Consider the following 24,915-nt stretch of genomic DNA (forward strand, 5'->3'; position numbering starts at 1 on the left):
ATTAAAACAAGATACTTTTAGGAATGAAATTTAAAATCGTTTCAGATTACAAACCGACAGGAGATCAACCCACTGCGATTAAACAACTGGTTGAAGGCGTAAATAACGAAGATCATTATCAGACTTTATTAGGGGTAACCGGTTCGGGTAAGACCTTTACGATTGCAAATGTGATCCAGCAAACGCAGAAACCTACACTGATCCTGAGTCACAATAAAACCTTGGCTGCACAGCTTTACGGTGAATTTAAACAGTTTTTTCCGGAAAATGCGGTGAATTATTTTGTTTCCTATTATGATTATTATCAGCCTGAGGCGTTCATCGCGAGCAGCAATACTTATATAGAGAAGGATTTAAGCATCAACGAAGAAATAGAGAAGCTGCGTCTGCGCACAACGTCGGCCCTGATGTCGGGACGTAGGGATGTGATTGTAGTTTCCTCCATTTCCTGCATTTATGGAATGGGTAACCCGGAGGACTTTTCCAGGTCTGTATTCCGCTTTTCGGTAGGCTTGCGGATTTCGAGAAATTCTTTTCTGCACAGCCTGGTAGAGATCTTATATGCCCGTACGACCAATGATTTTAAACGTGGAACGTTTAGGGTAAAAGGGGATACGGTAGATATTTTTCCTGCGTATCTGGACAGTGCTTACCGGGTTTCTTTTTTTGGGGATGACATTGAAGCGCTGAGCGTGATCGATCCGGTAACGGGAAAGACACTGGAAAAGCTGGAAGATATGGCCATATATCCGGCGAATTTGTTTGTAACGCCTAAGGACAGGTTCAACTCGTCTATATGGGGGATACAGGAAGAGCTGGAGATCAGGAAGAACCAGCTGATCGGCGACCGGCATTTGCTGGAAGCGAAAAGACTGGAAGAGCGGGTGAATTTTGATATAGAGATGATGAAGGAGCTGGGCTATTGTTCGGGTATAGAAAACTACTCCCGCTTTTTTGATGGAAGGGCCCCGGGAATGCGGCCTTTTTGTTTGCTGGACTATTTCCCGGATGATTATTTAATGGTAATTGATGAAAGCCATGTAACCGTGCCCCAGATCAGGGCGATGTACGGGGGCGACAGGTCGAGGAAAATGTCATTGGTGGAGTATGGCTTCCGCTTGCCGTCTGCACTGGATAACCGGCCATTGAACTTTGATGAGTTTGAACGCCTGGCACCGCAGACCATTTATGTAAGTGCTACCCCGGCCGACTACGAATTACAGAAATCGGATGGTATTGTGGTGGAACAGGTGATCAGGCCAACAGGATTGCTGGATCCTTTGATTGATGTACGCCCGGCGATTAACCAGGTGGATGACCTGCTGGATGAAATTGACAAGACCATTAAGCTGGGTGACCGGGTGCTGGTAACCACATTGACCAAAAGGATGGCAGAGGAGCTGACCAAATATATGGACAGGCTGAACATCAAATGCCGCTACATTCACTCCGAAGTTAAAACGCTGGAAAGGGTGGAGATTTTACGGGGCCTGCGCCTGGGTGAATTTGATGTGCTGATCGGGATTAACCTGCTGCGGGAGGGACTTGACTTACCGGAAGTATCACTGGTGGCTATCCTGGATGCAGATAAAGAAGGGTTTTTGCGGTCGGACCGGGCTTTGATCCAGACCATTGGCAGGGCGGCAAGGAATGACAGGGGCCGGGTGATCATGTATGCCGATAAGATGACGGAATCTATGGAGCGCACGATTGAGGAAACCAACAGGCGCCGGGAAAAACAGGTGGCCTATAACCTGGAAAATGGAATTGTGCCAAAAACGGTGGGTAAGAGCAGGGAAGCCATACTGGAGCAGACCTCAGTACTGGATTTTTCATCGGGCGAGCGCAAACGGGCGAAACCATATGTGGAGGTAGACGAGCTAAGCATTGCTGCGGATCCTATTGTACAATACATGACCAAATCAGAAATGCAGAAATCTATAGACAAAACCCGTAAGGAAATGAGTAAGGCGGCGAAGGATATGGACTTTTTGCTGGCGGCCAGACTGCGGGATGAAATGTTTGCTATGGAGAAATTATTTGATGAAAGATTTAGTAAATAGTAAGTTTGCAGGATGGATGGAAAAAGCAGAAAAGATATATACCCGGGGCTGGAAGTAGATATTATCCTTAAAAAGGACCAGAGGACAGGAAAACTGACAAGGGGTATTGTTGCAAATCTGCTTACTTCTTCCGCTTTTCATTCCCGTGGGATTAAGGTCAGGCTGGAAGACGGACAAGTGGGGAGAGTAGCAAATGTAATTGATATGCAATAATCTGAAGGGTTTTGTAATAACAGGAATCGAAAACAATCTATATTTGAAAATGTTAAGCATAAAATGGGCGTTATAAAATTCATATTGGTTACCCTGCTGATCCTGTACATCATCCGGATCATCCTGCGTTTGGTATTCCCTTATGTACTGAAAAGTATGTTCAGTAAGGTACAGCAGCAGGCCGAAAACCAGCAAAGACAACAAAAAAAGCCTGAAGGCTCTATTTCAATAGATTATATGCCCCCACAGCCAAAGGCTGGGAATGCAGATAAACTTGGTGATTTTGTGGATTACGAGGATGTAAAGTAGGTATTTTATACTTATCGATAAATTTACTTCTTAATCTGTTTCAATTTTATATTTTTGAGGTTGGTTTAATCTTAAACAACCCTTAATGAATAATTGGTTAAAAGCGAATGGCATTCATCTGGCCATCATTGGATTTTTTGTAATCATCTGTTTTGTCTATTTCAGTCCGGTTTTACAAGGTAAAGGTCCTCAGCAAAGTGACGTATTGCAGGCTAAGGCTACCGCCAAAGAGATCATGGACTACAAAGAGAAGGACGGCAAGGGCCCCTTGTGGACCAACCAGATGTTTGGTGGCATGCCCACTTATCAGATCTGGGTGCAGCACCCCAACAATGTCGCCACCTATGTGATCGATTTCATGAAAACGGTATTTCCGGATCCGGTGGATGTGGTTTTGATGTACTTGCTGGGCGCATATCTGTTGTTTTGTGTACTGAAGGTTAATCCGCTGCTGGCTGCTGCTGGCGCCATTGCATTCGCTTTCACTTCCTATAATTTCCAGATCATTGCTGCAGGGCATAGCAATAAGGCCCTGGCCATTTCTTTTCTGGCGCCAATTGTAGCCGGCATCATTTTGACGATCAGGGGTAAATACTGGCTGGGTGCAAGTTTAACCGCCTTATTTCTTGCGTTGGAAATCAGGGCAAACCATATCCAGATGACTTATTACCTCATGATCGCCCTGTTTATTTTTATAGGTATTGAGCTTTATCATGCAGTAAAGAGTAAAAAAGTAGCTGCTTTTGGGAAATCAATGAGCTTTTTGGCCATCGCCCTGGTTTTGTCGCTGATGGTAAATGCCGGCAAGTTATGGACGACTTACGAATATGGTAAGGAATCGAACAGGGGAAAATCTAACCTGACAACAGACAGCATGGAAGAAAAGAATGGCTTGTCTAAAGAATATGCTTATGGTTGGAGCCAGGGTGTGGGAGAGAGTTTTACCTTCCTGATCCCTAATTTATATGGAGGCGCTACGGGAATAGAGGAGCTGGTGAAACCGGAAAGCCATACTTATAAAGCTTTACAGAATGTTACTGGCGGAGATCCTACCCAGGCCATACAACAGCTGGCCGGACAGATTGGATTGCAGCAATACTGGGGTGAAAAGCCTTTTACTTCCGGACCTTATTATTTCGGGGCGATTGTGTGTCTACTTTTTGTATTTGGCCTGCTGATCGTAAAGAGCAGGTTAAAGTGGTGGATACTGGGTACGACAATTTTGTTTATGCTGCTTTCTTTTGGCCGGAATTTCCCGCTGGTTTCCGACCTGTTCTTTGAATATTTCCCAATGTACAATAAGTTCCGGGCAGTGGAGTCTATTCTGGCCCTGGTAGGTTTAATGGTGCCTGTGTTGGCTTTTCTTGCGGTAAAAGAAGTCCAGGAAGGTACTTTAGACCAGAAAACATTGGGTAAAAAACTGACCATTGCAGGTGCCATAACTGGCGGCTTTACTTTGCTGGTTGTAGTAATGCCGGGTGCTTTTTTCAGTTTTACAACCTCAACTCATCCGCAAATGCTGCAGGTACTGACGCAGATGTTACAGAACAATGCGGGTGTTGCACAAAGTATTGCCAATGCTTTGATTGAAGACCGTATTGGTATTGCCCGGGCGGATGCACTTCGGTCACTGTTGTTTATAGCCATAGGTTACGCGCTGATCTGGGCATTGATCAATAAAAAAATGGCTTTAAAAACAGTAATGGTTTTACTGGGCCTTGCTGTACTGATTGACATGTGGCAGGTAGACCGTCGTTATTTAAACAACAATAATTTTGTAAGTAAGTCGGACCTGAAAAATCACTTTCAGGCGAGGGAAATAGATGGGCTGATACTGGCCGATAAAGACCCAGATTATCGTGTACTCGACCTGAGCATTCCTACTTTCCAGGATGCCAGTGCTTCAGCTTTCCATAAAACCATAGGTGGTTACCATGCCGCCAAACTGAAGCGTTACCAGGAACTGATAGATAAACAGTTCTCCAAAAGTATCAACCAGGACGTACTGGATATGCTGAATACCAAATACATCATTACGCAGGACCAGCAGAATGGTTCGTATAAAATGCAACGGAACGCAACTGCTGCCGGGCATGCCTGGATTGTACCGCAGGTTCAGTTTGCAAAAAATGCGGATGAAGAAATGAAGGCCATCAATAGTTTTGATCCGAAAAAGGAGGCTATTGTTGATGTAATGTATAAAAACCTGATTGATGAAAAACGCCTGGGTCAGGGAACGGGTGCCTTAATTACGCTGGATAGCTATCACCCGGATCACCTGGTGTATTCGTATAGTGCGCCAACAGATGTCATTGCGGTGTTCTCTGAGATCTATTATGACAAAGGCTGGAACATGTATGTGGATGGGGTTGAAAAACCTTATTTCAGGGCCAATTATGTTTTACGTGCAGCCCAGCTGGAGGCAGGTAACCATAAGGTAGAATTTAAATTTGAGCCGGTATCCTATTATGCAGGTGAAAAGATTTCATTGGCAGGCTCAATTTTGCTGCTTGCAGGATTAGGGTTTGCGTTCTATTCTGAAAAGAAGGGAAAAAAACAATGATGTTGCTCATCGCCAAATCGCCGCTGAAGGGCAACGATTTGCATGTCTTCGCAGCACATTGATTTTTTCTTGTAAAGAGCTGAAAACCCCTGGCTAAGCAGCCAGGGGTTTTGTTATTGATAACACAGGCTTAACTTTTTGTTCATCTGAGTATTCCACATTTGTGGAATAAACTAATCTCCTTATGCAGGATTCTTTTTTTTATGTCTAAAAGAGAAGTTGAAATTGCGGTCATTTCGGATGTGCACCTGGGAACTTATGGTTGCCATGCGAAAGAATTGTTGAAATACCTGAAAAGCATAAAGCCTAAAGTGCTGGTACTGAACGGAGATATCATAGATGTCTGGCAGTTTAGTAAGCGGTACTGGCCTGAAACCCACATGAAAGTAGTAAGAAAGCTGATGAAATTTGTAGTAGAGGGTGTTCCTGTTTATTATCTGACCGGAAATCATGATGAGCTGCTGCGGAAATTTGCCGATATGCATCTGGGCGCGTTTCACCTTCAGAATAAACTGGTGATTGAGCTGGATGGAAAGAAGGCCTGGTTTTTTCATGGCGATGTATTTGATGTGACGATGCAGCACTCCAAATGGCTGGCCAAGCTGGGGGCGGTAGGTTATGATACCTTGATCCTGATCAATAGCTTTGTGAACTGGTTCCTGGCACTTATCGGCCAGGATAAAATGAGTTTTTCTAAGCGGATCAAGGCAAAGTTTAAAGATGCGGTAAAGTTTATCAATGGTTTTGAAAGTACAGCAGCGGAACTTGCTGTTGAGAAGGGCTATGAATATGTGGTTTGCGGGCATATCCATCAACCGGAGATGAGAACGATTTGCACGGAGCATGGGTCGGTAACTTATTTAAACAGTGGCGACTGGGTGGAAAACCTGACGGCGCTGGAATACTACGATAAATCCTGGAAAGTGTTTAAATATGAACAGAAAGACTTTCAAAAAGATGAAATTGAAGAAGGAGAATTATCGGATGGGGAAGACCTGCACAGTAAACTCGATATCAACGCACTGCTGCAAAAGATTAAATTGGAAATTGTCTGATTTTAATGAAAATTACAGATATTAGGTGCGGATGAAGATACTTTACGCGATACAGGGTACCGGCAACGGGCACATCAGCCGTGCCAGGGAGATTGTACCCTTACTGCAACGATACGGAGCTGTTGATCTGCTGATCAGTGGTACACAGGCGGATGTGAAACTGGCACAGGAGGTAAAATATCAGCTGCATGGTTTTAGCTTTATTTTTGGAAAGAAAGGTGGGGTGAACCATTACCAGACCTGGAGATCAATGGACCTGCCACGCTTTGTAAAAGATATGCGGCATATTCCGCTGAAAGATTACAATCTGATCCTGAATGATTTTGAGCCGGTGTCGGCCTGGGCCTGTAAAATGAAGGGGATTGAAAGTGTTGGTTTGAGTCATCAGGCTTCCTTCCAGTCTGCAAAGGTACCCAAGCCTAAAAGCATTGACTGGGCACAGCTTGTACTGAAATATTATGCGCCAGCCACACATTATGTAGGCTTTCATTTTGACCGCTATGATGATTTTATTTATACGCCGGTGATTCGTAGCGAGATCAGGAACATGCAAACCAGCAATCTTGGTCATTATACCGTATACCTGCCTGCAATAGACGACCAGTACCTGCTGCCTTTGCTTAAACAGGTACCTCAGGTAAAATGGGAAGTGTTTTCTAAACATAGCCGGCAAAGCTATACGGATGGAAATGTATGGGTAAGGGCGATTAATAATGAACAGTTTAACGAAAGCCTGGCTTCGTGCGAAGGTCTGTTTACCGGCGGAGGTTTTGAAGGGCCGGCAGAGGCACTTTACCTGGGTAAAAAGCTATTGGTGGCACCTATGAAGTTTCAATACGAGCAGCAATGCAATGCATTTGCACTGAAACAGTTTGGATTGCCGGTGGTTTGGGGTAGCAACAGGAACTGGGTGCCTGTCATTACAGACTGGGTAGAACGGCCACAGGAGCACCGCTTTCATTTTCCTGACGAAACGGCTGCAGTAATTGATAAAGTTGTGAAGCAGTTTGCCAGATAATTTGCTTTACTTTGCCTAAGGCATGATCAATCAATTTAGAAATTTAAATCCTATAAACCTGCTCATCCTGTTCGCATATACTTTTTTTTTGCGGATGGCTATATTTGCGGACCTTCCTGTTCAGCTTAATTTTGAGTTTTTAGAGTCGTATACAAAGTTTTTTATTCCTATACCGGTACAGGGTTTCTTTTCTCCGGCTGCCAATATTTTTTTTGCGGGGATTATTGTTTATGTTCAGGCAATTTTATTCAACCGGGTGATCAATAATCATGGTTTGCTCAATAAACCAGGATTTTTACCTGCGCTGATGTATGTGACAGGGGCGAGTTTATTTATGCCTTTTTTGGTGTTGAGCCCAACACTGATCTGCAATTTTCTGCTGATCTGGATGATGGACAAATTCCTGAAGATCGGAAAATCTCCCAATGCGATCATGATCATGTTTGATATCGGGATGATCATTGCGCTGGGTACGCTGATCTATTTTCCGTTTATTGTAATGCTGGTGATGATCTGGCTTACTTTGTTGCTGTACCGGAGTTTTGACTGGCGGGAATGGGTATCGGGCCTGGTTGGTTTTTTAACCCTTTTCTTTTTTGTCGGCGTGTTTTACTATTGGAACGACAGCTTGTCTATGTTTTATAAGATCTGGTTGCCGCTTGGCAACAGGTTCCCCTCTGTTTTCAAGATCAATTACAACGACTACCTGGTATTGGTGCCAGTTCTGGTGATGATGGTATTGGCCATACTGCAATTGAGAGAGAACTTTTTCAGGAGCTTTATCAGCACCAGGAAAGCCTTTCAGATGCTGTTCTTCATGTTTATTGTCAGCATCATCAGTTTTTATACAAAACCGGATTTCCGTTTATACCATTTCCTTTTATGTGTGCCGCCAGGTGCGGTTTTGCTGGCCTATTATTTTTCAAATGCCAGGAAGCGCTGGTTTTATGAGAGCTTGTTCCTGATCCTGGTTTTTGCCATCCAGTACTTTTTGTTTGTTTAACTTTTTTTAACAATTTGAGACCTTGAAACTTGCTAAAGATTGATAGCTTTGTGCAATGAAGTCTGGAGTAGTTAATGCATAACCTGGTTATAGATATTGGGAATACAAATAGTAAACTGGCTGTTTTTAAGGAAAAAACGTTAGTGGACTACCAGGTTCTTAAACAGATTGTTCCGGCTGATCTGCTTAAATTAATAAAGGCATACCCCATACTTAATGCTACAATTTCCAGTGTTGGCGAAGATTTGCAGGAAGTAATCAGCGTTATAAAGTCAAACACCAATTACATTCCTTTCTCTACGAAGATAAACACCGGAATTAAGAACAACTACCAAAGCCTTTCTACGCTTGGTTTGGACAGATGGGCTAAAGTTATTGCAGCAAATACCTGCTATACGGGGAAAAATTGTTTGATGATCGATGCAGGGACCTGCATTACCTATGATTTGCTGAACAGTGAAAGTGAGTATTCTGGAGGGAGCATCAGCCTGGGAGTCGCGATGCGGTTTAAGGCACTGCATCACTTTACCGGGCGCCTGCCACAGGTAGCCTGGGACCGGGAAAATATAGAAATTCCCGCTGGAACGGATACTGTTTCGGCGATTAAAAATGGTGTTTTACAAGGGATAATTCATGAAGTGGAAGGTTTTATATCCAGCTATAATGAAGAAAATAAGGGCCTGACGGTATTGTTAACAGGTGGTGATGCAGCTTTTTTGCTAGAACAATTAAAAAACAGCATCTTTGCGCCTCAAATTATACACGATCCGTATTTGGTATTAAAAGGATTAAATGAAGTTATTGCATTTGAATATGTACAAAAAAATTAATTATATAGTAGCGGTAATGATCTTACTGGCCAGTGTTAGCGTTAAAGCACAGGTAACTTCGCAATCTCCATATTCCAGGTATGGTCTTGGAAACATGAAAGGCTTGCTGCTGCCGCAGTTTAGGGCAATGGGAGGTATATCCACTGCGATTTATAAGCCTAATGCTTATTACAGTAATATCAATATGCAAAATCCGGCCTCTTATTCGGGCATTACCATGACAACCGTGGATATTGGGATGAGCGGAGGATTTAAAGAATTAAAGAAAGGCAGCCTTACTGAAGGCAGTTTTAATGCAACTTTGGGCCATGTGGCACTTGCCTTTCCGATAAAGGCCGGCCGTACGGGCTTGAGTTTTGGCTTAATGCCTTATACCGAACTTGGTTATGAATTTAGTAATACCGATAAACTGGATACCAACACCGTGAATAAATTGTATTCGGGCGAAGGGGGCTTAACAAAAGCTTATTTTGGTTTGGGACAGCAGTTCGGTGACCATTTCAGGATTGGGGCAAATGTGGAGTATGTTTTTGGAAATCTGGTTGAAAACCGCGCTTTAGAACTTCAGAGTGTGCCATCTGTAAATACCAAGCAACAGGATAAAAATAGTGTAGGTGGTATCGGTTTTTCTTATGGTGCACAATACGAGATTCCGTTGAGCTTAAAAAGCCGCATTACCATCGGATATTCAGGTTCTTCTCCTTCGAGCATCAATTCAAAGAAAACTTTTGTGGTTACCCGCTATTTCAGAGAGAGTACAGGAGATGAAGGTACTGCGCTCGATACCCCCGTGTTCCAGCAAAACAGCTCTGCAAAGCTGAAACTTCCGCTGGTGCATAATTTTGGTATTTCGATACAGAAAGACAATAAATGGCTGATCGGTGCTGATTACAGGATGGGGAACTGGTCTAAATTGAGTATTGATGGTGAAAATAAAGGACTGGAAGACAGCTGGGGATTTTCGGGCGGGGCGCAGCTTACGCCGGATATGACCTCTATAGGCAGTTACTTTAACCGGGTGGATTACAGGGTCGGCTTTACCTATGACAAAACTTATATCAAGGTTGCAGATCAGGATGTAAAGCAAATGGCAGTTACTTTTGGCCTGGGCCTGCCGCTGGCTTTCAATAGGTTTGCCTTCCATAAACTTAATTTTACAACAGAACTTGGCAGAAGGGGTACGCTCAACAGCGGCCTGGTGCAGGAAAACTATATCAACTTCCATTTAGGGTTTACACTTAACGATACCTGGTTCAGGAGATTTAAGTTTGACTAATAAAAAACAGCGCTATACTGATGAAAGGCAAAGGTATAATTTTAAGTGTGGTTATGCTTTTTGTGGTTCAGCTTTCCCTGAGCTCATGTGGCGAGGATGACCTGAAAAAGGCCGCCAAACTTTCTAAAAAGATCAGTTTAGATACGACCCGCACTACCGCAGTAGAAATCATATACAGTGACTCTGCAAAAGTGAAGGCAAAGGGCTTTGCCCCGGTATTGGATAAGATCACGCCATCAAGTGGCGCCATTTTGCAGGAAATGCCAAAAGGGGTAAAGATCGAGTTCCTGGATGATTCGCTGAAAATTACAGGTTCAATCACTTCCGATTATGCCATTATGAAGGAAGTAGAAAAACTGACCATCTTTAAAAAAAACGTGATAGTGGTAAACCAGAACATGACCTTTAATACAGAGGAACTGACCTGGGACCAGAATAAGCAGATGTTTTTTTCACCCAGGGGGGTTGTTACGCAGCCGGACGGTTCTTTTGCCAATGCTGAAAATTTTAGTGCCCCTCAGGATTTTAGCTATTACAAGACCGGAAGTGGCTATGGGGAGACTTATGTGAAGGAAAATTTTGGGGAATAATTTAATATTTTCTTTTTTTCGCAAAAGTTGTATCTTGCGCCCTCTTAAAAAGATTTATAAATAAGAATATTATGGGATTAATGACATTTTTGCGGAACCGCGCAGGCTATATCCTGATAGGGGCTATCGGTTTTGCAATTGTTGCATTTTTAGTTGGTGATGCAATTAACGTAGGTAAGCCTTTTTGGGCTGAATCTCAAAAAGTTGTAGGGTCAGTTGATGGTGAAGAAATTAGCATAGATCAGTTTGGTCCTAAAGTAGACCAGAGTTTAGCACAGTTTAAACAGCAATATGGTGGCTCTGGCAATGCGCAAATGCAGGCAATGGCCGTTGATAACGTATGGCAGGGTGAAATTGCTTCGATCCTGTTGGGTAAAGAATATAGCCGCCTGGGTTTAACGGTGTCCAGTGATGAGTTATTTGACTTGCTGCAGGGTAAAAATCCAAGTCCGCTGATTGTGCAGTATTTTGGCAATCCTCAGACTGGTGAAGTGAACCGCGCTGAAGTACTGGCTTCGTTGAAGCAGCAGGACAAAAATCCGCAGTTAAAACAACAGTGGGATCTATTGCAAAATGAGATCGAAAAGCAGGCACTTCAGAAGAAATATGCGAACCTGATCAGCAATTCTATTTATGTGACTACGCTGGAGGCGAATGATGATTACCAGAACCGAAATAAACTGGCAAGCTTCAAATATACTGTACTGGATTATACTTCCGTACCTGATGCTACTGTAAAGCCTGCGGAATCTGATTATGCTGATTATTATAACGAAAATAAAAAACGTTTTGAAAATCCTTCTGAGACCCGTTCATTTGAATACGTAGCTTTCAGTGTAAACCCTACTGCTGCTGATTCGGCTGCGGTAAAAGCACAGGTAGATAAAATTGCTGCTGATTTCAGAACTGCGGCCAACGATTCTTTGTTTGCTGCGGTGAACTCTGATGTGAAAGTTCCATATGCGTATATGTCCAAAGGAAAGCTGGACCCGGCGCTTGATTCGGTGGTGTTTAACCTTCCGGCAGGCAGTTATTACGGGCCTAGATTTTCTGGTAATTCCTATAAACTGGTTAAAGTAATTGATACCCGTTTTTCTCCGGATTCAGTGAAAGCCAGCCATATTTTAATTGACCCATCTAAACTGGGTGGGGTAGATAAAGCTAAAAAGCTGGCAGATTCTTTAAAATCACTTGTTCAGAACGGTGCCAGCTTTGCTGCACTGGCTAAACAGTACAGCATTGATGGATCTAAAGATAAAGGCGGAGAGCTGGGTACATTTAGCCGCGGACAAATGGTGCCTGCTTTTGAGGATGCAGCATTTAATGGTAAAGCAGGAGACCTGAAAGTGGTTGCCTCTCAGTTTGGTGTACACCTGATTAAAATTGAGCAGCAGATCGGTTCTTCAAAAGTAGCCAAGCTTGCCTATATAGAAAAAGGATTGGTTTCCAGTAATAAAACCAGGGACGCAGCGTATAAAAAAGCAAGCAGTTTCCTGAATGAGGTTAAGGGCAGTAATTTTGCTGAACTGGCCCAGAAAAAAGGATATACTGTTGGTTTTGCCGACAGGGTAACCCCTACACAAGGTTTTGCGCCTGGTTTAGACAACCCTCGTCAGCTAATCCGCGATGCTTACGATACGGATAAGGGTGAGGTGCTTAAGGAGGTCTATCAAATGGACAATGCTTATGTAGTGGCCCGTGTAACTGATATTAAGCCAAAAGGAACACTTTCGCTGGAAGCGGTGAAGAAAGAAATTGAGCCCATGGTTCGTACTGCAGTTAAAGCTAAAATGCTGACTGAAAAAATGAACAAGGCACTGGAAGGGGCTGCTAACCTGACCCAGGTAGCTCAAAAATTAGGTAAAACAGTAAACCCGGTAGAGAATATTGTCTTTGCAAACCCTATTATCCCGGGTGCAGCCCAGGAAAATAAGCTGGTGGGATCTGTTTTTGGTGCCCAGCCAGGAAGGCTTTCAAAAGCTGTTGATGGTGTTCAGGGCGTATATGCCTTTACTGTTGACGGATTTAGTAAACCAGCACCTTTGGCCAATACTTATAAGCAAAAGGAAGCGATGATGCAGGCAAATGGACAACGCGCTTTAGGTGCGGCATTCCAGGCCCTACAGGATAAAAGCAAGATAAAAGACAATAGGGTGAAATTCTATTAATCTTATTTTACGTAATTTTGTAACCGGAAGCTTTAGGTTTCCGGTTTTTTTATTTGGGGCCTGCTCACCTTATTGATCAGGGCCCGAACTATAATCGACATAAAAATGGATATTCAGGAAAATTTCGTCAATAAAGTAGCGGCAAGTGGTTTGATCACATTTAACCTGGAAGATTATTTTCATCCGGGGGAAAGGGTTGTTTACGACATCAAGGATAACCTTTTTCATGGGTTGATGTTAAGGGAAAAGGATTTCAGGGAGTTTATCAAAACGCATGACTGGCCGGCCTATGCAGGCAAGAATGTTGCGGTCATCTGCAGTGCAGATGCCATTGTGCCTACCTGGGCTTATATGTTGCTGGCTAATAAAATGAAACCTTATGCCAATGAGGTAGTTTTTGGGAGTCTGGAAACCCTGGAGGCTGTGTTATTTGCCAAGGCACTTTCTAAAATAGATATAAATGCATTTGCGGGTGAACGTGTAGTGATTAAAGGCTGTGCGGATATTGACGTTACTGTGGCCGCTTATGTGGAGATTACCAATTTGCTGACACCAGTGGTGAAAAGTATAATGTATGGTGAGCCCTGCTCTACTGTGCCTATTTTTAAGCGAAAGGATTAATTTGGATTGCTTTTTGTTTTGAGCTTAACTATGAAAAGATCGCTATTGTTTATTGCTGTTACATGGTTAAGCTTCAGTGGATTTGCACAGGAGCTGCCTTTTGTAAAGGAACCTGTCTTTCAGGCTGGGGAAGTATTGAAATATAAGCTGAAATATGGCTTTATCACCGCCGCCGAAGGAACACTTCAGGTAAAGGAGTCCGCGCTTAAATTTGATGAGAAGCCCACTTTTAACCTGGTTGTTGACGGGGAGACCTCTGGAACTTTTGATATCTTTTATAAAATAAGGGACCATTACGATTCCTACATAGATAAGGACAATTTAAAGCCGTACTTCTATCAGGAGAACATACGTGAAGGTGGATATAGGAGGCATGACAAGGCCAGGTTTAACCAGGAGGGTAAAAAAGTGGTGGCTACACAGGGTACATTTAATACGCCGAACACACAAACTTTTGACCTGGTATCTGCTTATTATTTTGCACGGAGCCTGGACATTTCCAGAATGAAGATCGGGGACTATGTAAAACTGAATTATTTTCTGGGTGATGAGATCAGTCAGCTGGAGATCCAGTTTGTAGGCAGGGAAGTGGTAAAGACAAAGATGGGAAAGATCAGGTGTTTGAAGTTTAGTCCTTCTATCAAACCTGGACGTGTTTTTAGAAAAGATAGTAAGCTTTACCTTTGGATTACTGACGATGGGAACAGAGTGCCGGTAAAAGCGCAGGTAGAGATTATCGTTGGCGCGGTAACGATGGAAATTAAATCGGCTGAGGGATTAAAATACCCTTTGGCCATAGTGAAGTAAAACAATTGCTGAAATTACAGCAGGAAACAGATCATGATAGAAGTACAAAATACACTGGTACATGAAGATGTCATCAGGGAGAGCTTTGTGTGTAACCTCAATAAATGCAAAGGTATTTGTTGTGTAGAAGGGGATGCGGGTGCGCCGCTGGATGTTGCAGAAACAGCAATCCTGGCCGAGGTATATCCAAAGATCAAACACTTGCTGGAGCCCAAGGGGATTGCTGCAATCGAACAGCAGGGCACTTCGGTAACAGATGCGGACGGAGACCTGACCACACCTTGTGTGGATGGAAATAAGGAATGTGCTTATGTGACTTTTGAAAATGGCATCACCAAATGTGGAATAGAAAAGGGATATGAGCAAGGCCTGGTAGATTGGCAAAAGCCCATTTCCTGTCACTTGTACCCGATCAGGGTTACCCAATATCCTGAGTTTGAGGTGCTGAATTATGACAGGTGGCACATTTGCCATGATGCCTGTTCGTTTGGCAGGGAACTTAAGGTTCCGGTATACCAGTTTTTGAAAGGGCCACTGATCAGGAAATACGGTGCAGAATGGTTTGAGGAACTGGAAAATACTGTATCTTCGAAAAAAGACGATTCTATTTAAACCATATATTAACCTCAAATATTTATAATGAAAGGAATAATTTTAGCAGGGGGCAGTGGTACCAGACTGCATCCGCTTACCCTGGTGATGAGCAAGCAGATGATGCCTGTTTATGATAAACCAATGATCTATTACCCCCTATCTATCCTGATGTTGTCAGGTATTAAAGAGATCCTGATCATTTCGACGCCGCATGACCTGCCCAACTTTGAAAAATTATTGGGCGACGGCTCGCGTTTGGGCTGCAAATTTTCTTATGCGGTACAGGAACAGCCCAATGGATTGGCACAAGCCTTTGTGATTGGTGCTGATTTTATAGGCAAGGACAAGGTAGCCCTGGTGCTGGGGGACAACATATTTTATGGCGACGGGATGTCGAGGTTGCTGCAGGCCAGTGCCGATCCTGAGGGCGGTGTGGTATTTGCTTATAGGGTGTCTGATCCTGAACGTTACGGGGTGGTGGAATTTGATGAGGAGAATACCGCTGTTTCTATTGAGGAGAAGCCAGTTCAGCCAAAGTCTGATTATGCGGTACCGGGCCTGTATTTTTATGACAATAGTGTAGTAGATATTGCCCGGAATATCAAGCCATCTCCAAGGGGGGAATATGAGATCACTGATGTGAATAAGGTATACCTGGAACAAGGTAAACTAAAAGTTGGTGTATTGAGCAGGGGTACCGCCTGGCTGGATACGGGAACATTTGCGTCGCTGATGCAGGCAGGCCAGTTTGTACAGGTGATCGAGGAGCGGCAGGGATTGAAGATCGGTTGCATTGAAGAGGTCGCTTACCGTATGGGATTTATTGATAAGGAGCAGTTAAGGAAAATTGCGGAGCCATTAGTGAAGAGTGGCTATGGGGCTTATTTACTTAAAATAATAAAATAAATGTGCACTTCATCGGCTGCATAATTCGCCGAAGAGGCGAAAGACGCTATGCCGTTTCAGCGCACATTTATTTTATTGATGATGTAAATTGGGTTCATAGGTAGTTTATGCATTGTGCTTTATGCGATTTGTTTCCTGATTGTAGCCTTTAAGCTTCATATATAGATTTTTAAGCTCCGGGAAACCGGGGCTTTTTTGTTTGGCAGCCTGGTTTGAGAATAATGTTACCTTCTCAGAAAAGGCATAGCGTCTTTGCACCCTTCAGCGCAATTGCGCAGCCTTTGAAGAGAATGGTCACTTTATATGCTAAAATCACTTAATGATATGATAATATCATAAAATAAATTAAGCCAGAATTCGCGTCCTTTGGATAACCAAATAGTTAAACCAGATGACGAAAAATAAATACCTCTTTCCATTTATCATGATCACCTCGCTGTTCTTTATGTGGGGGTTTGTACATAACCTTGATCCTGTACTGATACCGCATTTAAAGCGTTCCTTTAGCTTGAGTACTTTGCAAGCTTCGCTGGTAGATTCTGCGGTGTTTATTGCTTATTTTGTGATGGCTTTGCCGGCCGGCTTTATTTTAAAAAAATATGGATATAAAACGGGAATTATTATTGGGCTAGCTTTTTTTGCTTTAGGGTCTTTTTTGTTTATTCCGGCAGCCAATACGCAATTGTATGTGTTTTTTTTGGGTGCTTTATTCGTGATCGCCTGTGGCCTTACCATATTGGAAACCGCGGCAAATCCTTATGCTTCATTATTGGGGCCGCCGGAAACCGCGACATTTCGTTTAAATTTTGCACAGACTTTTAATGGTCTTGCTGCTGCAATGGCCCCAGTTATAGGTGCAAGGGTCATTTTGATCGAGGGCGTTTCTGATGAGCAATTGAAAACCATGAGCGCATCAGCCAAACAGCTAGCCCTGGCTTCGGAGGCTTCTTCTGTAAAAACACCTTATCTCATTTTGGGTAGCATGATATTGGTTATTGCAGTAGTGTTTCTTTTTTTAAAACTGCCTGAGATAAAAGAAGAGGAACAAAATGAAGAAAAGACAGGCATATGGCATACACTGCGCCACAGACACTTGTCCTGGGCTGTAGCTGCACAGTTTTTTTATGTAGGTGCACAAGTGTGTGTATTTAGCTTTTTCTTCCTTTATGCAACAGATGTGGCAGAAATTAGTCAGCGCGAAGCTGGCGTTTATGCGGGTGGTCTGGGGCTTGCTTTCCTGACCGGCAGGATAATTGGCACTTTTTTAATGAAATTTATAAAGGCAGAGTTATTGCTGGTGGTTTATTCAATAATCAGCATGCTGTTATGTGTGCTTGCAATGGTTGCCGGCGGGACCCTGGCCTTGTTTACAGTGATCGGGATTGCCTTTTTTATGTCGATCATGTTTCCGACCATTTTCTCACTGGGTATTAAAGATCTGGGGAGTGATACCAAGCTGGGTAGCAGCCTGATTATTATGTCTATCGTTGGCGGGGCTATCCTGCCTCCGGCAATGGGTTATATCAGTGACGTAACCCATGATATTCAGGTTGGGTACATTGTGCCCCTGATCTGTTTTGCTGTAGTATTTATGTTTGGTTTAAAAGGCCATAAGGTTATTAAAATTTAAGTTATGAATAAAAGACATTGCCTGACGCTTGACCTGATACCGGATGAAGGGCTGATTGCGGAATACGAAGAGATGCACCGGAAGGTATGGCCTGAAGTTATAGCCAGCATCAGGACTGCTGGTATTGAAGATATGGAGATTTACCGTGCAGGTAACCGCCTGTTTATGATTATGGAGGTAAATGGAAATTTCAGTTTTGATGAAAAAGCAGCGGCTGATGCCGGGAATGAAAAGGTGCAGGCCTGGGAAACTTTAATGTGGAAGTACCAGCAGGCGGTGCCTGGCGCCAGGCCTGGAGAGAAATGGATAATGATGGATAAAATATTTGAGTTAAACGCCTGATGTCGACGAATACAGTGAAAAGTTTTTTACAGATTCACCCGGATGATAATGTTCTGGTGGCTTTACAGGATTTGCCTAAAGGGCAAATTATAGAATGGAATGAAAAGGTCATCACTTTGCAGGATGATATACATGCTAAACACAAGTTCTTCATTACAGATCTCGAAATTGGCGGAGCGGTATTGATGTACGGTGTATTGGTTGGAAAGGCTACGGCCTTTATTCCTCAGGGTGGTTTAATGACTACGGCGAATGTAAGCCATGCTTCACAGGATTATGCATACCGGGAGCTCAATTATGAATGGCAGGTTCCGGATGTTTCAAAATTTAAGGACAGTAGTTTCATGGGGTATCATCGCCCGGACGGAAGGGTTGGTACTGCCAATTACTGGCTTTTTGTGCCAACCGTATTTTGTGAAAACAGAAATCTAGATGTGATCAAGGAGGCTTTATACAATACGCTGGGTTATACCGTAACAGATAAATACAAGCAATTTACGGAGCAATTGCTGGAGGCCCATCAGTCGGGACAAGATCTTACTTCCTTTAAGCTGGATGCACTTGTTCCTGTTGAGCCGCTTAAAAAGCGGGTTTTTAAGCATGTTGATGGAATTAAGTTTCTAAACCATCAGGGTGGTTGTGGTGGAACCAGACAGGATGCTGCGCTGCTCAGCAAATTGCTTGCCGCTTATGCGGACCATCCGAATGTTGCCGGAATAACCGTTTTGAGCCTGGGTTGCCAGCACCTGCAGACACAGGATCTGCTGGATGATATTAAACAGAGAAACCCTTTATTTGATAAACCGGTTTTAATATTTGAACAGCAACAAAGTCAGAGTGAGGAGCAACTGATCAAGGAGGCCATTCTCAAAACATTTGCGGGCCTAATAGAGATCGATAAAAACGAGAGAAAACCTGCTCCACTCAGCAAGCTATGTGTGGGGGTTAAGTGTGGGGGCAGCGATGGATTTAGTGGCATTTCGGCCAATCCTGCAGTTGGATATACTTCGGATTTATTAGTAGCTTTAGGTGCTAAAGTTTTGCTTGCAGAATTTCCGGAGCTTTGCGGTGCGGAACAAAATATAATTGACCGGTGTGTGAATGAACCAACGGCCGAGAAATTTATCAGATTGATGCAGGAGTATGATGCGCAGGCACACGCGGTGGGCTCGGGCTTTCATATGAACCCTTCACCGGGGAACATCAAAGATGGGCTGATTACGGATGCGATAAAAAGTACTGGTGCAGCTAAAAAAGCAGGAACATCGCCGGTGGTTGATGTATTGGATTATACAGAACCGGTAACTAAAGCAGGCTTGAGCCTGGTGTGTACACCTGGTAATGATGTGGAAGCAACTACAGGGAAAGCGGCAAGCGGGGCAACCTTGATTTTATTTACGACTGGTTTGGGTACGCCTACCGGAAACCCGGTTTGTCCGGTGATAAAAGTGGCAACCAATACTGCGCTTGCAACAAGGATGGGCGATATCATTGACATTGATACAGGGCCCATCATCAGGGGAGAAAAGACGATTGAAGAGATGGGGGCCGAGATTCTGGAGTATTGCATTAAAGCGGCCAGTGGGGAAGTCATTCCTAAAGCCGTTCAATTGAACCAGGATGATTTTATTCCATGGAAAAGAGGAGTTTCATTATAATTATTAAAAATGTTTAGTTTAAAAGGAAAATCAGCGATTGTTACCGGAGGAGGAAGTGGAATAGGCAAAGCCATATCTGTGCTTTTTGCAAAACAAGGCGCACATGTGCACATTGTAGAGTTAAATGCAGAGGCAGCCTTGCAGGCGGTTAATGAAATAACAGCCGCAGGTGGCCAGGCTGCTGCTTATGGTTGTGATGTCAGCCAGCAGCAGGCTGTTGTTGAAGTGTTTAATGCGATTGGTAAGATTGACATCCTGGTAAATAATGCGGGTATTGCTCATATCGGAAGGGCGGATAATACCAGTGAAGCGGAATTTATGAAGGTATTTGAGGTAAATGTAAAGGGTGCTTATAACTGTTTATATGCTGCAATCCCGGCAATGAAGCAGCAAGGTTCAGGTGTCATTTTAAATATGGCTTCCATAGGCGCCCTGGTGGGCCTGGCCGACCGTTTTGCCTATTCTATGAGTAAAGGCGCTATTTATGCCATGACACTTTCTGTAGCCAAAGATTATATGGCTGATGGTATACGCTGCAACAGCATCTCTCCGGCAAGGATCCATACGCCTTTTGTAGATGGTTTTATTGCCAAAAACTATGCCGGGCAGGAAGCGGAAATTTTCGAAAAACTGTCTAAAAGCCAACCTATAGGCCGAATGGGAAAACCGGAAGAGGTGGCGTCACTGGCCCTTTATTTATGTTCAGAGGAAGCTGGTTTTGTAACGGGAAATGATTATCCCCTGGACGGTGGTTTTATTAAATTGAACACTTAACGAAACCTATAGGAGCTGTGATGCAAATACATGCGCATATTATTCATAAATAGGGTGAGTTTTATTACTTTACAGCGGTAAAAACAAATTAAATAAAAAACAAAATTTATTCAGATGAAATTAATCAGATGGGGCGCTGCCGATCAGGAAAAAACCGGCGTAATTTTAAACGATACCTGGTATGATACTTCAGCTTTTGGCGAAGATTACAATGAAAAGTTTTTTAACGATAATGGCCTGGAAAGACTTGCCGGATTTGTTAAGGAAAACGAAGGTAAGCTCCCGGTTGTTCCTGCGGGAAGCCGGTTGGGCTCGCCAATCGCACGTCCGTCAAAAATTGTATGTATCGGATTGAATTATGCAGACCATGCAAAGGAAACGGGTGCCCCTATTCCACCGGAACCGGTTATATTTATGAAGTCGACTACTGCATTAATTGGTCCATTTGATGACATTGTAATTCCTAAAAACTCCGTTAAAACAGACTGGGAAGTAGAATTGGCCGTGGTTATTGGCAAGAAAGCTTCTTATGTTGAGGAATCTGAAGCGCTGGATTATGTTGCAGGTTATGTTTTACATAATGATGTATCGGAACGTGAGTTTCAGATTGAAAGAAATGGTACATGGGATAAGGGTAAAGGCTGTGATACTTTTGCACCGCTTGGTCCATTTTTGGCTACCAGGGATGAAATTGCCGATGTAGACAACCTCAGGCTGTGGCTTACCGTTAATGGTAAGAAAATGCAGGACGGCAATACCTCTAATTTTATATTCAACGTACCTTTTGTAGTTGCTTATGTAAGCCAGTTTATGACCCTATTACCGGGTGATGTGATCTCGACGGGAACGCCTGCAGGGGTAGGACTGGGCTTTAATCCTCCGGTATACCTTAAGGATGGAGATGTGGTTGAGCTGGGGATTGATGGCCTGGGGACTTCTAAACAGCGGCTAAAGAATTATGTTAAAAATTGATGCGCATCAGCATTTCTGGATATATGATGCGGTAAGGGACAGCTGGATCTCTGACGATATGGCTGTGCTGAGGGCTGATTTCAAGCCTGAGCAATTGCTGGCCTTACTTCAGCAGGAGCATTTTGACGGCAGTGTGGTTGTACAGTCGGATCAGTCTTCAGCGGAGAATATATTTCAGCTTAAAAATGCCGCAGGCAATGATTTTGTAAAAGGTATTGTCGGCTGGGTTGAGTTGCAGGCCCCGGATGTTGAAGCGCAGCTGTCGGCTTTACAGGAATATGATAAGTTAAAGGGTTTCAGGCATATCTTACAGGGTGAGCAAGACCGCGCGCTGATGTTGAAGCCGGCGTTTTTAAATGGCATAAGCAAGCTGAAACAGTTTGGTTACACTTATGATGTCCTGATTTTTCCGGATCAGTTGAAATATGCTGCTGAACTGGTTTCGAAATTTCCGGATCAGCCCTTTGTACTGGACCATATCGCAAAACCTGATATCAAAAATAAAAATACCGGCGATTGGAAAAGAGATATCATAGCGCTGGCGCAGCATGAAAATGTTTACTGCAAAGTATCGGGAATGGTAACGGAAGCCAACTGGCAACATTGGAAGACGGAGGATTTTGAGCCTTATCTGGACGTTGTTTTTGAAGCTTTCGGGCCGGAAAGGTTAATGTATGGTTCTGACTGGCCGGTTTGCCTGGTTGCAGCGTCTTACCGGCAGGTAGTGAGTTTAACGGAGCAGTATACTTTAAAATTGTCTGCCGATGAACAAAACATGTTCTGGGGTGGCAACGCAATAAAATTCTATAATTTATAAAATACAGCAATTTATGGATTTGCAATTAAAAGATAAAGTGGTAATTGTTACCGGTGGTGCAAAAGGTATTGGAGAAGGTATTGTAAGGGTGCTGGCCAATGAAGGTGCTATTCCTGTTATTGTTGGAAGGAACGAACAGGATAACCTGAAGCTTGCTAACGAGATCAGTGAAAATGGCGGGCAGGTTTTCCAGGTAGGTGCTGAACTTACGAACCCGACTGCGGCGGCACAAGCTATTAAACTTGTTTTGGAGGAATTTGGCCGGATTGATGGACTGGTCAATAATGCGGGGGTGAATGATGGTGTCGGACTGGAAAATGGTAATTATGAACGTTTTGTAGACAGCCTGCACAAGAATGTGATCCATTATTATTTAATGGCCCATCATGCTTTGCCTGCATTAAAGGCTTCCAAAGGTTCCATCGTGAATATTGGTTCAAAAGTAGCGGATACCGGACAAGGCGGAACTTCTGCTTATGCGGCCTCTAACGGCGCAAGAAATGCTTTAACGCGCGAATGGGCCCTGGAGTTACTGCCCTATGAAATTCGTGTAAATGCGGTTATTGTAGCGGAATGTTATACCCCTTTGTACCAGACCTGGATCAATTCAATTCCAGATTCGGAGGAAAAACTGGCTTCGATTAAGGCTAAGATCCCTTTTGGTCAAAGAATGACAACTGCTGAGGAGATTGCCAAAGCTACCGTGTTTTTGCTTTCCAGTGCTTCCAGTCATACAACAGGACAGTTGGTGTATGTAGATGGAGGTTATGTGCATTTGGATAGATCTATTAGTCCGTCATAGCCTCAGTTATATTGCTTTAGTTTCTGTTTTCAGCCAGGCCGCTTCATCAATAGTCAATAAAGGGCTTAGTTTCTCAAATACAGCAGTATTGTAATTGTTCAGCCATTCCAGCTGTGTCTGTTCCAGCAATTCTTTTTTAAGGATTTTGGTGCTGATAGGGGCAATGGTTAAACATTCAAAAGCGTAAAAGTCATTGAAATCGTTGCTGGTATCCTTAATGGTGTTGACCAGGTTTTCAATGCGGATGCCATGTTTGCCAGGGCGGTAAACTCCTGGTTCTACGGAGGTAATCATCCCCAATTCTACTGGCACAGGATTGGCGGTCGGGTTAAATACCTGCGGCCCTTCATGGACGTTGAGGAAATAACCAACGCCGTGGCCGGTTCCATGCCCGTAATTGATGGCATAATCCCATAAAGGTTTGCGGGTGATGGCATCGATCTGGTAACCACAGGTTCCTTTAGGAAAGCGTATTTTGCAGCCTTCTATCATGCCTTTTAAGACTAAGGTATAATCTGTTTTTTCTTCTTCAGTATTGTTTCCCATGGGTATGGTACGGGTAATGTCTGTAGTACCGTAAAAATACTGGCCTCCCGAATCCACAAGGAATAGGCCTTCGGCTTTTACCTCAACGTTGCTTTTCTCGGATGCACTGTAGTGTGGCAGGGCTCCATGGGCCTTATAAGCGCTGATGGTGGTAAAACTATCGCCAATAAAGCCCTCCTGCTGTTGTCTGAATTTGCGCAGTTGGGCCGCGGCTGAAAGTTCAGTGATGGTGCTTTTGCCAATATTTTCTGAAAGCCATTTTAAGAAACGGGTGATGGCCACACCATCTTTAAGCATTGCCGTCCTGGTATTGGCAAGCTCCGTTTCGTTTTTTACCGCCTTTAAATTGGTGCTTGGGTTAGTGTCCTTTATGATCTTTACGGTAGAGGGGATCAGCTTATAAAATGCAAAACAATTGCGTTTTGGATCGATCAGGATACTGTTGTTCGCCGGGATGCCAGAGATGGCCTGCTCTATATCCTGATAAGGCAAAACCATTACCCCGCTTTTTGCCAGGGTTTCCTTTTCTAATGTGCTCAGTTTGTTTTCGTCTATATACAACACTGCCTGATCCTGGCTGAGGAGCGCAAAACTCAAAACCACCGGGTTATAATTTACATCCTTGCCACGGATATTGAATAACCAGGCGAGGTCGTCCAGTGAAGAAATGAGGTGCTGGCTTGCACCTTGTTGTTGTAAAACCAACCTAACCTGCTCAAGTTTGGCCTTCACAGACTGGCCGGTATGCTGATCTTCAATTAAATAGGCTTTTTCTGCCGGTAATGCAGGCCTGTTTTCCCAGATTGGGCTTAAGTAATCCTTACTGATCAGCGCAATTCCTTTTGCAGCGAGTTTCTGGCCCAGCAGCTCTCCGAGCAATATGGATAACAATTTATCATCAGCGGCAACTGTAGCATCCTTACCTAGTTTTTCAGTCAGCCATTGGATGTATTCGGGGGCATGCTGTACCTTTTGTTTCATCAGCTCAAAGCCTGTGTCCTTTAACTCCTCGGCAGCCTGTTCGAAATACCGGAAATCGGTCCATAAGCCGGCATGTTCCTGAGTGATGACCAGCGTTCCTGCAGAACCGCTAAAGCCTGAGGCAAAAGGGATGCATTTGTAATGCTTTGGTAAATACTCACTAATATGTGGATCGGCAGATGGGATAATGTAAGCCTGTACATTGTCTGCCTTCATTTGGTTACGTATTGCGGTCAGTTTTTCCTGATGGGTCATATCGCTTTTTTATAAGTCAGTTTTACAGCAAAGCTATGAATTTATTCGCTTGCAACATATTCGCCTGGCCTTTCTTTAGCCAGGGACTATTTCTTTGATATTGAACCCATAATACGTCCAAC

At 43.6% G+C, this 24,915-nt stretch carries 23 protein-coding genes; 22 read left to right on the forward strand and 1 reads right to left on the reverse strand.

Annotated elements, in window-relative coordinates:
- The first annotated feature begins 23 nt into the window (after positions 1-23).
- The 22 genes from uvrB to R2Q85_RS19685 all read left to right on the forward strand — a co-directional run bounded on the left by uvrB (position 24) and on the right by R2Q85_RS19685 (position 23,011).
- Entirely contained in the window at positions 24-2,063 is a 2,040-nt protein-coding gene (gene uvrB, locus R2Q85_RS19580; protein ID WP_316813485.1) for an excinuclease ABC subunit UvrB, read from the forward strand.
- Positions 2,064-2,075: 12 nt separating this feature from the next.
- Positions 2,076-2,276, forward strand: coding sequence for a YwbE family protein (locus R2Q85_RS19585; RefSeq protein ID WP_316813486.1), 201 nt, complete (start codon positions 2,076-2,078; stop codon positions 2,274-2,276).
- A gap of 63 nt (positions 2,277-2,339) precedes the next feature.
- Positions 2,340-2,585: a DUF4834 domain-containing protein gene (locus R2Q85_RS19590; RefSeq protein WP_316813487.1), complete on the forward strand. Its 246-nt coding sequence runs from the start codon at positions 2,340-2,342 to the stop codon at positions 2,583-2,585.
- A gap of 85 nt (positions 2,586-2,670) precedes the next feature.
- The gene (locus R2Q85_RS19595) at positions 2,671-5,148 is read left to right on the forward strand and encodes a hypothetical protein (RefSeq protein WP_316813488.1); all 2,478 of its coding nucleotides are present in this window, start codon (positions 2,671-2,673) and stop codon (positions 5,146-5,148) included.
- Positions 5,149-5,351: 203 nt separating this feature from the next.
- Positions 5,352-6,203, forward strand: coding sequence for a UDP-2,3-diacylglucosamine diphosphatase (locus R2Q85_RS19600; RefSeq protein ID WP_316813489.1), 852 nt, complete (start codon positions 5,352-5,354; stop codon positions 6,201-6,203).
- Between the two features lie 31 nt (positions 6,204-6,234).
- Complete coding sequence (locus R2Q85_RS19605) at positions 6,235-7,221, forward strand: glycosyltransferase family protein (RefSeq protein ID WP_316813490.1); 987 nt, start codon at positions 6,235-6,237, stop codon at positions 7,219-7,221.
- 22 nt (positions 7,222-7,243) lie between these two features.
- The gene (locus tag R2Q85_RS19610) at positions 7,244-8,224 is read left to right on the forward strand and encodes a DUF6427 family protein (protein ID WP_316813491.1); all 981 of its coding nucleotides are present in this window, start codon (positions 7,244-7,246) and stop codon (positions 8,222-8,224) included.
- 74 nt (positions 8,225-8,298) lie between these two features.
- On the forward strand, positions 8,299-9,054 hold the full coding sequence (locus R2Q85_RS19615) for a type III pantothenate kinase (RefSeq protein WP_316813492.1): 756 nt from the start codon (positions 8,299-8,301) through the stop codon (positions 9,052-9,054).
- The gene (locus R2Q85_RS19620) at positions 9,017-10,330 is read left to right on the forward strand and encodes a hypothetical protein (RefSeq protein WP_316813493.1); all 1,314 of its coding nucleotides are present in this window, start codon (positions 9,017-9,019) and stop codon (positions 10,328-10,330) included. Before R2Q85_RS19615 ends, R2Q85_RS19620 begins: the two co-directional genes overlap by 38 nt.
- Positions 10,331-10,350: 20 nt before the next feature.
- Positions 10,351-10,920 (forward strand): hypothetical protein, encoded by a 570-nt coding sequence (locus R2Q85_RS19625; protein ID WP_316813494.1) that lies wholly within the window; start codon positions 10,351-10,353, stop codon positions 10,918-10,920.
- A gap of 71 nt (positions 10,921-10,991) precedes the next feature.
- Positions 10,992-13,088 carry a peptidylprolyl isomerase gene (locus tag R2Q85_RS19630; RefSeq protein ID WP_316813495.1) on the forward strand — a complete coding sequence of 699 codons (2,097 nt, stop codon included), beginning with the start codon at positions 10,992-10,994 and terminating at the stop codon, positions 13,086-13,088.
- Positions 13,089-13,193: 105 nt separating this feature from the next.
- Positions 13,194-13,709, forward strand: a complete 516-nt coding sequence (locus R2Q85_RS19635; RefSeq protein WP_316813496.1) for a DUF2480 family protein — start codon at positions 13,194-13,196, stop codon at positions 13,707-13,709.
- Positions 13,710-13,739: 30 nt separating this feature from the next.
- Positions 13,740-14,516: a DUF3108 domain-containing protein gene (locus R2Q85_RS19640; protein WP_316813497.1), complete on the forward strand. Its 777-nt coding sequence runs from the start codon at positions 13,740-13,742 to the stop codon at positions 14,514-14,516.
- 33 nt (positions 14,517-14,549) lie between these two features.
- Complete coding sequence (locus R2Q85_RS19645; protein WP_316813498.1) at positions 14,550-15,128, forward strand: DUF3109 family protein; 579 nt, start codon at positions 14,550-14,552, stop codon at positions 15,126-15,128.
- 27 nt (positions 15,129-15,155) lie between these two features.
- A complete protein-coding gene (rfbA, locus tag R2Q85_RS19650; protein WP_316813499.1) occupies positions 15,156-16,016 on the forward strand; it encodes a glucose-1-phosphate thymidylyltransferase RfbA in 861 nt (286 codons plus the stop codon).
- Positions 16,017-16,407: 391 nt separating this feature from the next.
- Positions 16,408-17,646 carry an L-fucose:H+ symporter permease gene (gene fucP / locus R2Q85_RS19655; protein WP_316813500.1) on the forward strand — a complete coding sequence of 413 codons (1,239 nt, stop codon included), beginning with the start codon at positions 16,408-16,410 and terminating at the stop codon, positions 17,644-17,646.
- A gap of 3 nt (positions 17,647-17,649) precedes the next feature.
- The gene (locus tag R2Q85_RS19660; RefSeq protein ID WP_316813501.1) at positions 17,650-17,988 is read left to right on the forward strand and encodes an L-rhamnose mutarotase; all 339 of its coding nucleotides are present in this window, start codon (positions 17,650-17,652) and stop codon (positions 17,986-17,988) included.
- Positions 17,988-19,646, forward strand: coding sequence for an altronate dehydratase family protein (locus tag R2Q85_RS19665; protein WP_316813502.1), 1,659 nt, complete (start codon positions 17,988-17,990; stop codon positions 19,644-19,646). Before R2Q85_RS19660 ends, R2Q85_RS19665 begins: the two co-directional genes overlap by 1 nt.
- 9 nt (positions 19,647-19,655) lie before the next feature.
- On the forward strand, positions 19,656-20,420 hold the full coding sequence (locus R2Q85_RS19670; RefSeq protein WP_316813503.1) for a glucose 1-dehydrogenase: 765 nt from the start codon (positions 19,656-19,658) through the stop codon (positions 20,418-20,420).
- Between the two features lie 114 nt (positions 20,421-20,534).
- Complete coding sequence (locus R2Q85_RS19675; protein WP_316813504.1) at positions 20,535-21,392, forward strand: fumarylacetoacetate hydrolase family protein; 858 nt, start codon at positions 20,535-20,537, stop codon at positions 21,390-21,392.
- On the forward strand, positions 21,379-22,209 hold the full coding sequence (locus R2Q85_RS19680) for an amidohydrolase family protein (RefSeq protein WP_316813505.1): 831 nt from the start codon (positions 21,379-21,381) through the stop codon (positions 22,207-22,209). Before R2Q85_RS19675 ends, R2Q85_RS19680 begins: the two co-directional genes overlap by 14 nt.
- A 13-nt stretch (positions 22,210-22,222) precedes the next feature.
- Positions 22,223-23,011, forward strand: a complete 789-nt coding sequence (locus tag R2Q85_RS19685) for an SDR family oxidoreductase (protein WP_316813506.1) — start codon at positions 22,223-22,225, stop codon at positions 23,009-23,011.
- 6 nt (positions 23,012-23,017) lie between these two features.
- Here R2Q85_RS19685 and R2Q85_RS19690 read toward each other — a convergent pair whose 3' ends face one another.
- Positions 23,018-24,793, reverse strand: a complete 1,776-nt coding sequence (locus R2Q85_RS19690) for an aminopeptidase P family protein (RefSeq protein WP_316813507.1) — start codon at positions 24,791-24,793, stop codon at positions 23,018-23,020.
- Positions 24,794-24,915 lie beyond the last annotated feature (122 nt).

Origin of the sequence: Pedobacter heparinus, assembly GCF_032678725.1 — a bacterium.
GTDB classification, from domain to species: Bacteria; Bacteroidota; Bacteroidia; order Sphingobacteriales; family Sphingobacteriaceae; genus Pedobacter; species Pedobacter heparinus_A.

Coding starts and splice junctions, on each gene's coding strand:
- uvrB (WP_316813485.1), top strand. CDS start 24: ATGAAATTTAAAATCGTTTCAGATTACAAACCGACAGGAGATCAACCC.
- R2Q85_RS19585 (WP_316813486.1), top strand. CDS start 2,076: ATGGATGGAAAAAGCAGAAAAGATATATACCCGGGGCTGGAAGTAGAT.
- R2Q85_RS19590 (WP_316813487.1), top strand. CDS start 2,340: ATGGGCGTTATAAAATTCATATTGGTTACCCTGCTGATCCTGTACATC.
- R2Q85_RS19595 (WP_316813488.1), top strand. CDS start 2,671: ATGAATAATTGGTTAAAAGCGAATGGCATTCATCTGGCCATCATTGGA.
- R2Q85_RS19600 (WP_316813489.1), top strand. CDS start 5,352: ATGTCTAAAAGAGAAGTTGAAATTGCGGTCATTTCGGATGTGCACCTG.
- R2Q85_RS19605 (WP_316813490.1), top strand. CDS start 6,235: ATGAAGATACTTTACGCGATACAGGGTACCGGCAACGGGCACATCAGC.
- R2Q85_RS19610 (WP_316813491.1), top strand. CDS start 7,244: ATGATCAATCAATTTAGAAATTTAAATCCTATAAACCTGCTCATCCTG.
- R2Q85_RS19615 (WP_316813492.1), top strand. CDS start 8,299: ATGCATAACCTGGTTATAGATATTGGGAATACAAATAGTAAACTGGCT.
- R2Q85_RS19620 (WP_316813493.1), top strand. CDS start 9,017: ATGAAGTTATTGCATTTGAATATGTACAAAAAAATTAATTATATAGTA.
- R2Q85_RS19625 (WP_316813494.1), top strand. CDS start 10,351: ATGAAAGGCAAAGGTATAATTTTAAGTGTGGTTATGCTTTTTGTGGTT.
- R2Q85_RS19630 (WP_316813495.1), top strand. CDS start 10,992: ATGGGATTAATGACATTTTTGCGGAACCGCGCAGGCTATATCCTGATA.
- R2Q85_RS19635 (WP_316813496.1), top strand. CDS start 13,194: ATGGATATTCAGGAAAATTTCGTCAATAAAGTAGCGGCAAGTGGTTTG.
- R2Q85_RS19640 (WP_316813497.1), top strand. CDS start 13,740: ATGAAAAGATCGCTATTGTTTATTGCTGTTACATGGTTAAGCTTCAGT.
- R2Q85_RS19645 (WP_316813498.1), top strand. CDS start 14,550: ATGATAGAAGTACAAAATACACTGGTACATGAAGATGTCATCAGGGAG.
- rfbA (WP_316813499.1), top strand. CDS start 15,156: ATGAAAGGAATAATTTTAGCAGGGGGCAGTGGTACCAGACTGCATCCG.
- fucP (WP_316813500.1), top strand. CDS start 16,408: ATGACGAAAAATAAATACCTCTTTCCATTTATCATGATCACCTCGCTG.
- R2Q85_RS19660 (WP_316813501.1), top strand. CDS start 17,650: ATGAATAAAAGACATTGCCTGACGCTTGACCTGATACCGGATGAAGGG.
- R2Q85_RS19665 (WP_316813502.1), top strand. CDS start 17,988: ATGTCGACGAATACAGTGAAAAGTTTTTTACAGATTCACCCGGATGAT.
- R2Q85_RS19670 (WP_316813503.1), top strand. CDS start 19,656: ATGTTTAGTTTAAAAGGAAAATCAGCGATTGTTACCGGAGGAGGAAGT.
- R2Q85_RS19675 (WP_316813504.1), top strand. CDS start 20,535: ATGAAATTAATCAGATGGGGCGCTGCCGATCAGGAAAAAACCGGCGTA.
- R2Q85_RS19680 (WP_316813505.1), top strand. CDS start 21,379: ATGTTAAAAATTGATGCGCATCAGCATTTCTGGATATATGATGCGGTA.
- R2Q85_RS19685 (WP_316813506.1), top strand. CDS start 22,223: ATGGATTTGCAATTAAAAGATAAAGTGGTAATTGTTACCGGTGGTGCA.
- R2Q85_RS19690 (WP_316813507.1), bottom strand. CDS start 24,793: ATGACCCATCAGGAAAAACTGACCGCAATACGTAACCAAATGAAGGCA.